The sequence below is a fragment of the Pseudomonas sp. EpS/L25 genome, from assembly GCF_001512295.1.
Classification (GTDB): Bacteria; Pseudomonadota; Gammaproteobacteria; order Pseudomonadales; family Pseudomonadaceae; genus Chryseomonas.
In genome coordinates, this window is sequence record NZ_LNUP01000015.1 from 759,060 (window position 1) to 773,175 (window position 14,116).

At 64.5% G+C, this 14,116-nt stretch carries 12 protein-coding genes; 4 read left to right on the forward strand and 8 right to left on the reverse strand.

Going from position 1 to position 14,116, the window contains the following annotated elements:
- The first annotated feature begins 98 nt into the window (after positions 1-98).
- On the forward strand, positions 99-1,295 hold the full coding sequence (locus AR540_RS20010) for an HDOD domain-containing protein (RefSeq protein WP_059231353.1): 1,197 nt from the start codon (positions 99-101) through the stop codon (positions 1,293-1,295).
- Here the strand turns inward: AR540_RS20010 and AR540_RS20015 are convergent.
- The 6 genes from AR540_RS20015 to oscA form a co-directional block, all read right to left on the reverse strand.
- A complete protein-coding gene (locus AR540_RS20015) occupies positions 1,292-2,842 on the reverse strand; it encodes a methyl-accepting chemotaxis protein (protein ID WP_059231355.1) in 1,551 nt (516 codons plus the stop codon). The two genes, AR540_RS20010 and AR540_RS20015, sit on opposite strands and share 4 nt — an antisense overlap.
- Positions 2,843-2,988: 146 nt before the next feature.
- A complete protein-coding gene (locus AR540_RS20020; protein WP_059231357.1) occupies positions 2,989-3,957 on the reverse strand; it encodes a sulfate/molybdate ABC transporter ATP-binding protein in 969 nt (322 codons plus the stop codon).
- A 6-nt stretch (positions 3,958-3,963) separates the two neighbouring features.
- A complete protein-coding gene (cysW, locus tag AR540_RS20025; RefSeq protein ID WP_236712096.1) occupies positions 3,964-4,821 on the reverse strand; it encodes a sulfate ABC transporter permease subunit CysW in 858 nt (285 codons plus the stop codon).
- 18 nt (positions 4,822-4,839) lie between these two features.
- Positions 4,840-5,652, reverse strand: a complete 813-nt coding sequence (gene cysT, locus AR540_RS20030) for a sulfate ABC transporter permease subunit CysT (protein ID WP_059231362.1) — start codon at positions 5,650-5,652, stop codon at positions 4,840-4,842.
- A gap of 105 nt (positions 5,653-5,757) precedes the next feature.
- A complete protein-coding gene (locus AR540_RS20035) occupies positions 5,758-6,759 on the reverse strand; it encodes a sulfate ABC transporter substrate-binding protein (RefSeq protein ID WP_059231364.1) in 1,002 nt (333 codons plus the stop codon).
- 77 nt (positions 6,760-6,836) lie between these two features.
- On the reverse strand, positions 6,837-7,022 hold the full coding sequence (oscA, locus tag AR540_RS20040) for a sulfur starvation response protein OscA (protein ID WP_059231366.1): 186 nt from the start codon (positions 7,020-7,022) through the stop codon (positions 6,837-6,839).
- A gap of 251 nt (positions 7,023-7,273) precedes the next feature.
- On the opposite strand from oscA, the gene desA reads away from it, so the two are divergent.
- From desA to AR540_RS20055, 3 genes are all read left to right on the forward strand, one after another.
- Positions 7,274-8,467 (forward strand): delta-9 fatty acid desaturase DesA, encoded by a 1,194-nt coding sequence (gene desA / locus AR540_RS20045; RefSeq protein ID WP_059231368.1) that lies wholly within the window; start codon positions 7,274-7,276, stop codon positions 8,465-8,467.
- 113 nt (positions 8,468-8,580) lie between these two features.
- Positions 8,581-9,558, forward strand: coding sequence for a GGDEF domain-containing protein (locus tag AR540_RS20050; protein ID WP_059231370.1), 978 nt, complete (start codon positions 8,581-8,583; stop codon positions 9,556-9,558).
- A 217-nt stretch (positions 9,559-9,775) separates the two neighbouring features.
- A complete protein-coding gene (locus AR540_RS20055; protein WP_059231372.1) occupies positions 9,776-11,158 on the forward strand; it encodes an OprD family porin in 1,383 nt (460 codons plus the stop codon).
- Between the two features lie 59 nt (positions 11,159-11,217).
- On the opposite strand, the gene aguA is transcribed toward AR540_RS20055, so the two are convergent.
- Positions 11,218-12,315 carry an agmatine deiminase gene (gene aguA / locus AR540_RS20060; protein ID WP_059231374.1) on the reverse strand — a complete coding sequence of 366 codons (1,098 nt, stop codon included), beginning with the start codon at positions 12,313-12,315 and terminating at the stop codon, positions 11,218-11,220.
- 220 nt (positions 12,316-12,535) lie between these two features.
- A complete protein-coding gene (locus AR540_RS20065) occupies positions 12,536-13,912 on the reverse strand; it encodes a glutamine synthetase family protein (protein WP_059231376.1) in 1,377 nt (458 codons plus the stop codon).
- Positions 13,913-14,116 lie beyond the last annotated feature (204 nt).

The following is a 14,116-nucleotide window of genomic DNA, read 5'->3' on the forward strand; positions in this document are numbered from 1 at the left end:
CTCGGGAGAGGGCGGTTCGGCTGTGACGGGCTTGGCAGAAAGCCCGCGTTTGAAGCATTATCCGCCGCTTCGCTTACCTCAAGCAGGAGTGGGTTGGGATGCCGCCCCTGATACTCATCGTCGACGCCAATCCCTGGACCCGTGACCTGCTCAAGTCGCTCATCCTGGCCGTGCGCGCCGATGCCCTGGTCCAGGAGTATGGCCATGGCTACCAGGCGCTCGCCGAACTGGATCGGCGCAAGAGATGCGCCCTGGTCATCATCGAAAGCCCCGCCGACAGCGATGGACTCGACCTGCTGCGACGCATTCGCCAGCGCGGCGCCCAGCCCCCGCAGCCAGTCATCCTGCTCTCCGACCAGGCCGACGCCGCCTATGTGCGCGCCGCGCTGCGCCTGGCGCCCACGGCCTATCTGGTAAAGCCTTACGCCGCCGAAGAGGTGTTGCGCCGCTTGCGCAGCCTGTTGCCGCCTGCCGGCGACGATCCCCAGACCGGTCAGGCCGAGCCGCGGGGAACGCTGGACGACTATCTGCAACGCCTGGCGGCCGAGATCGATGCCGTACCGCTGTTCGCCGATCTGCCCGCCATCATCCAGCGCTGCCGCGATAGCGCCAGTTGCAGCCTGGGCGAGCTGGAGACGGAATTCGGCCAGGACCCCCTGGTCACCGCGACCCTGATCGCCGCGGCCAACAGCGCCTCCCAGCGCGTGGGGCAGTCGTGTCAGACCCTCAGCCAGGCCCTGCCGCGCCTTGGCGTCGGCTTCACCCTCAACCTGGTCCTGGGCCTGAGTCTCCGGCGGGCGACGCGGCTCGACCATCCCCTGCTGGCCGAGCGCGCCGAGCGCTATCTGCAGTTCGCCCAACGCGCCGCCGACTGCGCCCGGCTGCTGGCACTCCGTTACACCCGCGAGGATGCCGAGCGCTGCTATACCGGTGGCCTGCTGCATCGCCTGGGTGAGTTGGCCGTGCTGCAGGGGTTGCAGCGTTGGTGCGACGGCGGCGGCCTGATCGACGAGGCAGCGGTGGAGCGTGCCCTGATGAGCTACAGCCTGGAATTTTCCGCAGAGCTGCAACGCCATTGGCGCCTGCCGCTGGAACTGCGTGAGCTGGTAGCGGCGGTGCACAGCCTGCACGGGGTGCTGCCGAAGCCGTCGCTGATCCTGCACCTGGCCGCCCATGCCGCGAGCCTGGCACCGGACGACGCCCTCGACGACCTCGTCGAGCACAAGGCCGGGCGCATGCTCGGCCTGGAAGCCCCGGTATGGAAGCTGGCCGTCAGCCAGCTCAGAATCGCCTAGCTCACCTTGTCGGGTCGATAACCCAGACGCAGTCCACCCCAGTGCCGGCCGTTCACCAGGATCGGCACCGAGAGATCGTGCATCACCTCGCCGGTATCCCTCATGTAGGTCTGCAGCAGCAGCCGCTGCTGATGGCTGCCGCAGCGCCGGCCGGTGCGGTCACCGAAGATGCGCTTGCTGCGGCTGCGCGCCGTGTCCACCGCCAGGTCGCCGGTGGGCGCATGGGCGAAGGCTCTGTTGTGGGTGGGAACATAGCCCTCCGGCGTACAGGCGATGACGAACACCAGGCCGGGATGTTGCTCCAGCAGCGGTTCTTGGATCGCCGGCAGCACGCCATCGGTGTAGCTGTCGAAGCGGGTCCGGTACTTCGGCGGCTGGCAGCCGGGGATGGGCTGGTACTGGCGGTCGAAGAGGGCGTCCTGGGTGATGCGGCCGGTGGCGAGATCTTCCTCGAAGCGCCGGCCGATGGCGTCCGCCCCCTGGCGCGCCAGTTCGAAGATGCGTTGGTGATAGCCGTCCAGGCCGATCTCGGCCAGGCGTTCGCTGCTGGCTTCGGCCATGTCCACCAGCTCGTCGGCAGCCGTGCTCAGGCGACTGGTCTGGCGCTCGCTGTCGGCCAGATCGGCGTGCACCTGATTCACCGCCTGGGCCAGGCTTTCCAGCTGGCTGAGATTGGCCGCGGTGCCCTGGGCGATATCCGCGGCCTGGCGCTCGGCGGTCTGCGCCAGCTGGGCGATTTCCTGTAGGCCTTCGCCGGTGCGCTCCACCTGGCGCACGCCATCCTCCAGGGCCGCGGCCAACTGCTGGATTTGCTGGACCACCGCGTCGGTCTGCTGGCCGATATCGGCGACGATAAGCCCTACCTCGCCGGTGGCGCTGGACGTTCGTGCTGCCAGGCCACGCACCTCATCGGCCACCACGGCGAAACCGCGTCCGTGCTCGCCGGCACGCGCGGCCTCGATGGCGGCATTGAGCGCGAGCAGGTTGGTCTGGCTGGCGATGGCCTGGATGACCTCGGTGACCTGCTGGATCTTGTCGGTGCGGGCGCTCAGGCCGGCGATCAGCTCCCGGCTTTCGCGGGCATGATCGCTCAGGGCGCGGATGGCACTGATCGCCGAACTCAGGGCGTCGCGCCCGGCCTCGCTGCGCTGGTGCACCTGCTGCGCCACCTCCAGGGCCTGGCGGGCGCTGCCGGCGCTGTCCTGTTCGGTCTGGGTGAGGGCTGCCGCACTGCTGGAGATCTGTGCGGCGGCGCTGGCCTGGGACTGCACCTTGCCTGCCAGTTGCTGGGCGGCAAAGGCGACCCCGGCGATGGCCACGGCGTTGCGCGCCGTGCTGCGCGAGAGATCGCGGGTAAGGTCATCGAGCGCCGGCGCAGGCGTCGTGGGCGGTGCGGAGGCCCGTCTTGCCAGCCAGGGCCAGAGACCCGCCACCAGCGTCAGGCCGATGCCCACCACGGTCGGCCAGGCCAGCGTCTGCCAGAGCAGCAGGGCGCCGACGACGGTCAGCAGATGCAGCGGCAGTACCAGTTGCCAGCGCGGGGGCATGCGACCTCCTTGTTCTTGTGCTCAGGTCGAGGTCGACACCGCGATGGCGTCGACAGGGTTCGATCATGGAGCCAGCTTTCCAGAGGTTGCAATCGTTGTCTGGCGATAGCGGCTACGACTTTCGTCGCAGCCGCGCGTCGCCCGCCTCAGGGCGTACGCGGCAGGAAGTGCAGGGCGGTGCCGCGCTGCAGGCCAGCCAGCACCGGATGGTCCTTGACCAGCTCGACCTCGATCACCTCGCTCTGCTCCGGCACCCGCAGGGTCACCCGGGTGATGGCGCCGAGTGGACGGATGTCGCGCACCTCGGCGGCGTGATAGCCCGGCCGCGCCTCTCGCTCGAGCTCTACCTCGTGGGGGCGGAACAGCAGCTCCTGCTCGCCCAGTGCCAGGCGATTGGAGTCGCCGAGGAAATGGTAGACGAAGTCGCTCGCCGGCTGCTCGTAGACCTCGCCGGGCGAACCGACCTGCTCGATCTGCCCCTTGTTCATCACCACGATGCGATCGGCCACTTCCATGGCCTCTTCCTGGTCATGGGTGACGAACACCGAGGTCAGATGGATTTCCTCGTGCAGCCGCGCCAGCCAGCGACGCAGCTCCTTGCGCACCTTGGCATCCAGCGCGCCGAAGGGTTCGTCGAGCAGCAGGATCTTGGGCTCCACCGCCAGGGCGCGGGCCAGGGCGATGCGCTGGCGCTGACCGCCGGAGAGCTGTTCGGGATAGCGGTCGGCCAGCCAGTCCAGCTGCACCATGTTCAGCAGTTCGTGCACCTTGCTGGCGATCTGTGCCTCGCTGGGTCGCTCGCGGCGCGGCTTCATGCGCAGGCCGAAGGCGACGTTGTCGAACACCGTCATGTGGCGGAAGAGGGCGTAGTGCTGGAACACGAAGCCGACGTTGCGATCGCGCACGTCGCGCCCGGAGACGTCCTCGCCGTGGAAGCCGATGTTGCCGGTATCCGGCGCTTCCAGGCCGGCGATGATGCGCAGCAGCGTGGTCTTGCCACAACCGGACGGGCCGAGCAGAGCGACCAATTCGCCGCTCTCGATGTGCAGGTTGATGTCCTTGAGCGCCTGGAAGGCGCCGAAACGCTTGTTGATACCCTGGATCTCGATGCTCATGGCGCCTTATTCCTCATCACGGTGCTGCAGTTGGCGGCTCAGGCGACTTTCGCTCCACTGCCGCAGCAGCAGGATCACCAGGGCCATCATCAGCAGCAGGATCGCCACGCTGAAGGCAGCGACGATGTTGTATTCGTTGTAGAGAATCTCGATGTGCAGCGGCAGGGTGTTGGTCAGGCCACGGATGTGCCCGGAGACCACCGACACCGCGCCGAACTCACCCATGGCCCGGGCGGTGCAGAGCACCACGCCATAGATCAGCGCCCATTTCACGTTGGGCAGGGTCACGTGCCAGAACAGCTGCCAGCCGCTGGCGCCCAGCAGGCGCGCCGCCTCTTCCTCCTGGGTGCCCTGTTCCTGCATCAGCGGGATCAGTTCGCGGGCCACGTAGGGGAAGGTGACGAAGATGGTCGCCAGCACGATGCCGGGCACGGCGAAGACGATCTGCACGTCCACGCTCTGCAGGTAGGGGCCCATCAGGCCCTGGGCACCGAACAGCAGCACATAGATGAGACCGGCGATCACCGGCGAGACCGAGAAAGGCAGGTCGATCAGGGTGATCAGCAGGCTCTTGCCGGTGAACTCGAACTTGGTCACGCACCAGGCCGCGGCCAGGCCGAAGGCCAGGTTCAGGGGCACCGAGATGGCGGTGGCGAACAGCGTCAGCTTCAGGGCCGAGAGGGCATCCGGTTCGCTGATGGCATCCCAGAGGGCGCCGATGCCATTGGCCAGGCCCTGGGTCAGCACCATATATAGAGGTAGGACGAGTATCAGCAGAAAGATCAGCCAGGCGCTGGCGATCAGGGCGATGGCTACCGGCGTGCGCTGCGCCCTGGCCCGTGCATCGGCTTTGGTCGACGTCATGAGACTCATGCGGACTCCTTAAATATTGGGCTGGATGCGGCGCTGCAGGAGATTGATCAGCAGCAGCATGACGAAGGACACCAGCAGCATGAACACGCCGATGCCGGTGGCCCCGGTGTAGTCGTACTGGTCCAGCTTGGAGACGATGAGCAGCGGCAGGATCTCGGTCTTGAACGGAATGTTGCCGGCGATGAACACCACCGAGCCGTACTCGCCTACGCCGCGGGCGAAGGCCAGGGCGAAACCGGTCAGCCAGGCCGGCAGCAGGGTTGGCACCAGTACATAGCGGAACACCTGCCAGGGGCGGGCGCCCAGGCAGGTGGCAGCTTCCTCGATCTCCTTGGGGATGTCCGCCAGCACCGGCTGCAGGGTGCGGACCACGAAGGGCAGGGTGACGAAGATCAGCGCCAGGGTGATGCCGATGGGGGTGTAGGCGATCTTGAAGGGGAACAGCGAACCTATCAGCCCGTTGGGCGCATAGAGCGCGGTCAGGGCGATGCCGGCCACGGCGGTGGGCAGGGCGAAGGGCAGGTCGACCATGGCGTCGATCAGCTTGCGACCGGGAAATTCGTAGCGCACCAGCACCCAGGCCAGCAGGGTGCCGAGGATACCGTTGACGAAGGCGGCGAGCAGCGCGGTGCCGAAGGACAGCTGCAGGGCGGCCAGCACCTGGCGCCCGGTGATCAGTGACCAGAACTGCCCGAGGGTCAGCTGACTGGCGTGGAGGAACATGGCGCCCAGCGGGATCAGCACGATCAGCGCGAGGTAGCTCAGGGTAAATCCCAGGGTCAACCCGAAGCCGGGTATGACCGGGGAGAGACGACGAGACATGAGACGTCCTTCTGCAAGGCGCCCCGGCGAGACGTTCGCCAGGGCGCTGAGGGGGGAACGATACCTGTTCCGGGCCGGTCAGCGTGAGCCGTCCCGGCCAACTGCTTACTTGTTGATGTCGGCGAAGATCTTGTCGAACACGCCACCGTCGGCGAAGTACTTTGGCTGGGCTTCTTTCCAGCCACCGAACTCCTGGTCGATGGTCACCAGCTTGACCGGCTTGAACTGGTCCTTGAAGTCCGCCGCCACCTTCGGATCGCGGGGGCGATAGAAGTTCTGCGCGGCGATGCGCTGGCCCTCGGGGCTGTAGAGGTACTGCAGGTAGGCTTCGGCCTGCTTGCGGGTCCCCTTCTTGTCGACCACCTTGTCCACCACCGCGACCGGCGGCTCGGCCAGGATCGACAGCGACGGGGTGACGATTTCCAGTTGGTCGCCGCCTTCTTCCTTGAGCGACAGATAGGCTTCGTTTTCCCAGGCGATCAGCACGTCGCCCAACTGGCGCTGCACGAAGCTGATGGTGGCGCCGCGGGCGCCGGTATCCAGTACCGGGGCATGGCGATAGAGCTCGGTGACGAACTTCAGCGCCTCGGCATCGCTGCCGTACTTGGCCTTGGCATAGGCCCAGGCGGCGAGGAAGTTCCAGCGGGCGCCGCCGGAGGTCTTGGGATTGGGGGTGATGACCTGGACGTCCTTCTTCACCAGGTCGTCCCAGTCCTTGATGCCCTTTGGATTGCCCTTGCGTACCAGGAAAACGATGGTAGAGGTGTAGGGGGTGCTGTTATCGGGCAGCCGTGCCTGCCACTTGGGGTCGATCAGTTGCTGGTGCAGGTTCAGCGCATCGATGTCGCCCGATAGCGCCAGGGTCACCACATCCGCCTGCAGGCCGTCGATCACCGAGCGCGCCTGTTTGCCGGAGCCGCCGTGGGAATTCTTGATGGTCACGTCTTCGCCGGTCTCGGCCTTCCAGTGCTTGGCGAAGGCGGCGTTGTACTGCTGATAGAGCTCGCGGGTCGGGTCGTAGGACACGTTGAGCAGTTCGACGGCGTGGACCGAGCTGGCGAACAGGGCACTGGCCAGCGCGGCCAGGGCGAAACGGCGAATGGACATGGAAACGCTCCTTGAAGTTGGAAAGCCGGACACCGTCTGGCGGGCACCTTGCCCGCTCGTCCGCTGACCTCGTGAACTCAGTGCTTGGCCTGATTGCCGGTCTGGGGCCGGAATTTTTCCTTGCGCTCGATCTGTACCACCTGGCCGTTGTGCACGGTGATCTCGATGGCGCCGAACCTGAGGCCACGCAGGGCCTGCTGAATGTCGCGGAGCAGTGCGGTTTCGTCCTGATTTTCCAGGCTGCGGAACGGAACGGGACTCATGGGATGGCGTCCTCGGGTGAGGTGGTTGGCGAAGAGGTGGCGCCATCTTAGGGGGTTGATCTTTATTTCTTAAAATTGCTGATAATGCTTTGTTTATGCATTTTTAGAATTAGTAGTCTGTGAAGGACACGTTGTGTAGCAAAAGGGAGGGCTGGATTTCTCGCCCACCCCGGCAATAATGCGCGAACGCCTGTTCACTGAACTTTCCGTGACAGTTGCACCACACAACCCGCGCGAGGTCCTCTGCGTCCATGAGCTACAACGGCCTGCTTGACCTGTCGGTCTGGCAACTGGCGGTGGTCACCCTGGTACTGACCCACCTGACCATTGTCAGTGTCACCGTCTACCTGCATCGCTACTCCGCCCACCGTTCGCTGGAGCTGCATCCCGCGCTCAAGCACGCCTTCCGTTTCTGGCTGTGGCTGACCACGGCGATGAACACCCGTGAGTGGACCGCCATTCACCGCAAGCACCACGCCAAGTGCGAAACCGAAGAGGACCCGCATAGCCCGGTGCACAAGGGCCTCGCCACCGTGGTGCGGCGCGGCGCCGAGCTGTACAAGGCCGAGGCGAACAACGCCGATACCCTGCGCATCTATGGCAAGAACTGCCCGGACGACTGGATCGAGCGCAAGCTCTACTCCAATCCGCGCACCCGCAATATGGGTGTGGTGCTGTTGCTGCTGATCGACATCGCCCTGTTCGGTGCCCTGGGCCTCACCGTCTGGGCGATCCAGATGGTCTGGATTCCCTTCTGGGCGGCCGGGGTGGTCAATGGCCTGGGGCATGCAGTGGGCTATCGCAACTTCGAATGCCGCGACGCTGCCACCAACCTGGTGCCCTGGGGCATCGTCATTGGTGGTGAAGAACTGCACAACAACCACCACACCTATCCGAATTCGGCCAAGCTGTCGGTCAAGCGCTGGGAGTTCGACATGGGCTGGGCCTGGATCAAGCTGTTCACCTGGCTGCGCCTGGCCAAGGTCAATCGCATCGCGCCCATCGCTCACCGCATCGAGGGCAAGGGACAGCTGGACATGGATACCGCCATGGCCATCCTCAACAACCGCTTCCAGATCATGGCCCAGTACCGCAAGCAGGTGATCGGCCCGTTGCTGCGTCAGGAGCGCGGTAGCGCCGCCCCTGCCCAGCGTCCGCTGTTCCGCCGTGCCCGTGGCCTGTTGGCGCGCGAAACCAGCCTGCTCAAGGCCCGTCATCAACTGCGCATCGACGAACTGCTCGAGCACAGTCAGGCGCTCAGGCTGATCTACGAAAAGCGCCTGGCGCTGCAACAGATCTGGGCGCGTACCAGCGCCAACGGGCATGACATGCTGGCGGCGACCCGGCAGTGGATCGGGGAGGCGGAAGTCAGTGGCATCCAGTCCTTGCGCGAGTTCGCCGAGCAACTGAAGACCTACTCCCTGAGGCCTGCCGGGACTGCCTGAGAAGGGCTTCACAAAAGCCCACCGAAGCGGTGGGCTGCGCCGTGCACAGATTGAACCTGGCGGGTCCGGGTCGGCTCTAACTCCCTCAGGACCCCGCGTAGGCGCATTTGTATATGGACGAACAACCCCTGCTGTCTGCTCTTCCCACCCCGGAGGAGAATCTTCTGGCTCTGCTGCATGCCCGGGCCGAGACAGACCGCCTGCGTGATCGTGAGCAGCTGTTCAGCGCGCTCCTGGAAAGCGTCAATGCCGTGCTCTGGGCGCTGGATTGGCGTACCCGGCAGATCATCTACGTCAGCCCGGCCTACGAACAGATCTTCGGTCGCTCGCAGTCGCTGGTGCTGAGCGACTACGGCACCTGGCTCAACAACATCTATCCGGATGACCTCGAATACGCCCAGCGCACGCTGGAGCAGGTGATCGAGCAGGGTGCCGTCGAATCGCGAGAGTACCGCATCATCCGCGCCGATGGTGAGATTCGCTGGCTCAGCGACAAGTGCTTCGTCAGCCAGCGCAGCGAGGCAGGCATGCCACTGCTGGTGGTAGGCATCGCCGAAGACATCACCGAAAAGAAACGCATGGAGGAGGAGCTGCAGCGGCTCGCCACCACCGACGTGCTGACTCGCAGCAGTAACCGCCGGCATTTCTTCGAGAGTGCGCAACGCGCCTTCGAATTCGCCCAGAGCGAAGGCGAGCCGCTGGCCTTTCTGCTGCTCGACATCGACGACTTCAAGAAGATCAACGACCGCTTCGGCCATCAGATGGGCGATCAGGTGTTACAGCGTGTTGCCGAGTGTGGCGCCCAGACCACTCGCCGTGGCGACCTGTTCGGCCGCATCGGTGGCGAAGAGTTCGCCCTGCTGCTGCCCGGTTGCGATGCGGAGCTCGCCCTGCAGATCGGAAGCCGTCTACAACGAGCGGTTCGGCAGCTCGCGGTCCCCACGACCGATGGTCCACTTAAAGTAACCATCAGTCAGGGTTTGGCTGTACTCCGTGAAGGGGATCTTTCGCTGGATACCCTCTACGTACGCGCGGACGAGGCCATGTACCAGGCCAAGCGGCAAGGGAAAGATCAGATCGTTCACGGCTAGACGAAACGCTTTTTTGCAATTAGCTTTCGCAACGTGGAAGACAGTGGCGGGGGGACTGTGCTGGAGATCGCAGCTTAAAAGTCGATCAGGCACGGAAAATTCCTCAAATTGAAACAAAAGCCCTCTAGCTTTCCCTTCCGCATGGCCCGTCGGGCATATCACCAGCAGGCGCTGACACCTCTGGTGACTGCATAACAACGATTTCCCTGGAGCACATATGGTCAAGAAGCCCCTGGTGGTTGCGGTCTCCGCAGCCTGCCTGAACCTGTCCCTGATCGCCGCCTCGCAAGCCGCCGGCTTCATCGAGGACAGCAAAGCCACGCTGAGCCTGCGTAACTTCTACATCAATTCCGACAACCGCAACGACGCCTCCTTCGCTGCGCGTAACCCCTCCAAGACCGAAGAGTGGGGTCAGGGCTTCCTGCTGAACTACCAGTCCGGCTTCACTCAGGGCACCGTTGGCTTTGGCGTCGATGCCATCGGCATGGTCGGCATCCGTCTGGATGGCGGCGGTCGCGCCGGCAAGACCACCGGCTCCAACCAGCCGGGTACCATGTTCCCGCGCGAGACCGACGGCAGCTCCGTCGATGAGTTCTCCAGCCTGGGCGCTACCGCCAAGATGAAGATTTCCCAGACCGAACTCCGCTACGGCACCCTGATGCCCAAGCTGCCGGTCGTGACCTTCAACGATGGTCGCCTGCTGCCGCAGACCTTCCAGGGTGGCCAGATCACCTCCAAGGAGATCAAGGACCTGACCCTGACCGCTGGCCAGCTCGAGCACGCCAAGGGTCGTAACTCCAGCAATGACGAAGAGCTGTCCATTGGTGGTGCCAACAGTGGCGCCGCTGCCCGTGACAGCAACCAGTTCCGCTTCGTCGGCGCCGACTACAAGGTCACCAAGGACCTGACCCTGCAGTACTACTTCGGTCAGCTGGAAGACTTCTACAACCAGCACTTCCTGGGTCTGACCCACAGCGTCAAGCTGGGTGCAGGTACCTTCAAGACCGACCTGCGCTACTTCGACAGCAATGGCGACGGCAAGAACGACAGCACTGATTACGCCGCCCTGCCGAACAACAACGTCCGCTACTACGCCTCTTCCGGTTATTACGGCAATGGCCGTACCCGTGGCGAAGTCGACAACCGCCTGTACAGTGCCCTGTTCACCTATTCCATCGCCGGTCACACCTTCGGCGCTGGCTACCAGGGCAGCAACGGCAACAGCGACTTCCCCTGGCTGAACCAGGGCGACGGTTCGTCCGCCTACATCATCACTGACCTGCAGATCAACAAGTTCGCCCGTTCCGGCGAAGACACCTGGCAAGCTCGCTACTCCTATGACTTCGGTCAAGTGGGTGTCAAGGGTCTGACCGCCGGCGTCATCTACCAGCGCGGCGACAACATCCGCACCTCCGCTGGCAATGACTTCATGGAATGGGAGCGCGACCTGACCCTGAGCTACGTCATTCCGGAAGGCCAGCTGAAAGGCCTGGGCTTCACCTGGCGTAATGCCTCGCTGCGTACCGACCTGCCGGCCGCTACCCAGCGTGATCAGGACGAGAACCGTCTGATCGTCAGCTACACCCTGCCGCTGCTCTAAGCCGCGTCCAGGTCAAGAAAAAGCCCGTCGCAAGACGGGCTTTTTCGTTGCTGCCAGACTCAGTGGCCAGTTGGCTGCTGCTGAGTGATGCAGTGGATGTTGCCGCCACCCAGCAGGATCTCGCGGCCGGGCACCTGTACCACTTCATGGTCCGGGAAGCAGGCCTGCAGGGTGCGCAGGGCTTCGGCGTCCTCGGGGACGTCGAAGGTCGGGGCAATGATGCCGCCGTTGACGATGAGGAAGTTGACGTAGGAGGCGGCCAGGCGTTCCCCGGCACGGCGGGGCTGGGTGCCCAGGCAGACGTCCACGTCGCGGCATTCCTCCTCGCGGGCGAACAGCGGGCCGGGAGTGACGATGCGGTGGACCTTGAAGGGGCGACCGCGGGCATCGGTCTCGCGCTCCAGCACGGCCAGGGCCTCGCGACAGCGGCGGTAGTTGGGGTCCGCTTCGTCGTCACACCAGCTCAGTAGTACCTCGCCTGGGCGCACGTAGCAGCAGAAGTTGTCCACGTGACCATTGGTTTCGTCGTTGTAGAGACCGTGGGGCAGCCAGACGATCTTGTCCACCGCCAGGTAGTCGCTCAGGTAGCCTTCGATCTCGGCGCGATCCAGATGTGGATTGCGATTGGGGTTGAGCAGGCATTCCTCGGTGGTGATCAGGGTACCTTCGCCGTCCACGTGGATGGAGCCCCCTTCGAGGACGAAGTCCGGCGTACGATAGCCCGGCAGGTTCTCGATCGCCAGGATCTTGCCAGCCACCTGGTCGTCGCGCTGCCAGGGGAAGTACAGGCCGCCGTCCAGGCCGCCCCAGGCATTGAAGCTCCAGTCCACACCACGCACGCCACCTTGACCATCGCTGACGAAGGTAGGGCCGGTGTCGCGGCACCAGGCGTCGTCGTTGCTGATTTCCACCACGCGGATATTCGGGTACTGCAGGCGTGCACGGGCATTCTCGTACTGGCCTGCGGAAGCGCCGATGGTGACCGGTTCGAAGCGAGCGATGGCCTGGGCGACCGCGGTGAAGGCTGCCTGCGCTGGCTTGCCGCCGAGGCGCCAGTTATCGGGGCGCTCGGGCCAGACCATCCAGATCTGGCGCTGGTCGGCCCATTCGGCCGGCATGTGGAAGCCGTCGGCACGCGGCGTGGTGAGGATGGTCATGGCAAGGCTCTCCGTCAGAGTCTTCGGGGCTTTGGAAGGTGCGGGGCAGTTGGCGCGGGAGCGCCCGGGAGGACTGCAGCCGGCGCGCTAAGGGGGCGCGAAGTCCGCAGTCTATCTCCTGAGCGGTACGGGGCATCAGCGATGCGGTAGGCGAGGGCGCCACCGATCGCGAGTGGAGGAGCCTTGCCGATCGATTCAAGAGTGATCGGCAAGGCGCGGCTCACACGGTATGCAGGTACCAGTTGTACTCGAGGTCGGAAATGGAGTGTTCGAACTCTTCCAGCTCGTGCTCCTTGCAGGCGACGAAGATATCGATGTACTTGGGATCTATGTATTCCGCCATCACCGAGCTGTCGTCCAGGTAGCGCAGGGCGTCGCGCAGGTTGTTCGGCAGGCTCTGCTCGTGCTGCTCGTAGGAGTTGCCCTCGGTGACCGGGCCGGGCTCGATCTGCCGCGTGATGCCGTGGTGCACGCCGGCCAGGACGCCGGCCAGCAGCAGGTAGGGGTTGGCGTCGGCGCCCGCTACCCGGTGCTCGATGCGGTGGGCTTCCGGAGTGCCGGTCGGGACGCGCAGGGCGGTAGTGCGGTTGTCCAGGCCCCAGCTCGGTGCATTGGGCACGAAGAACTGCGAACCGAAGCGGCGGTAGCTGTTCACGTTGGGGCAGAGGAAGGCCATGCAGGCGGGCAGGGTCTCGAGCACACCGCCGATGGCGTGACGCAAGGCGGCGTTCTGCTCGGGATCCTCGCCGGCGAAGATGTTGCGACCTTCCTTGTCCAGCAGGGAGATGTGTACGTGCAGACCGTTGCCCGCCTGGCCTGGATAGGGCTTGGCCATGAAGGTGGTGTCCATCTCATGGTCGTAGGCGACGTTCTTGATCAAGCGCTTGAGGAGTACAGCGTAGTCGCAGGCCTTGATCGGATCGGCGACGTGCTTGAGGTTGACCTCGAACTGCGCCGGCGCCGATTCGGCGACGATGGCGTCGGCCGGGATACCCTGGGCGCGGGCACCGTCGATGATGTCCTGCAGGCAGTCGGCATACTCGTCCAGATCGTCCATGGAGTAGACCTGGACCGACTGGGGCCGTTTGCCGGAAATGGGCGAGCGCGGCGGTTGCGGGCGGCCGTTGATGTTCTCCTGATCGATCAGATAGAACTCCAACTCGAAGGCTGCGCAAACGGTAAGGCCGAGTTCGTCGAAGCGCTGGACGACCTGACGGAGGACCTCACGGGGGTCGGCGAAGAAGGGCTCGCCTTCCATCTCGTGCATGGTCATCAGCAGTTGCGCGGTAGGGCGCTTCTGCCAGGGCTCCATACATAGGGTGTCGGTGATGGGGAAGCAGACGCGGTCGGCGTCGCCGATGTCGAGGCCGAGACCGGTGCTTTCGACGGTGGAGCCGGTGATATCGAGGGCGAAGAGCGAAGCGGGGAGGTTGATTCCTTTCTCGAAGACTTTGGGCAGATTGTTGCGCTCGATGCGTTTGCCACGCACCACGCCATTCATATCCGCAATCAGAAGATCGACGAACTGGACCTCGGGGTGTTCCCTGAGGAAGTCGGTCGCTTCATCCAAACGAACGGCACGCGGGGGTACCGACATGATGAAACACCTTTGCTTTTGGCTGCGCTCGACAAAACGGTTAGCGCCTGACGCGCCTGTTTGCCCAGTGGGCCAACCGCAGTGAGGGCACGAGTGCCCGCTGTCGATCCGACAGCGACCTGAGAGTACGGTCTCGCCTGCGCTCCGACGCTTTGTCAGCGCCCCTGTTAAAAATATCAATCAGCGGAGTTACCACATTGGAGT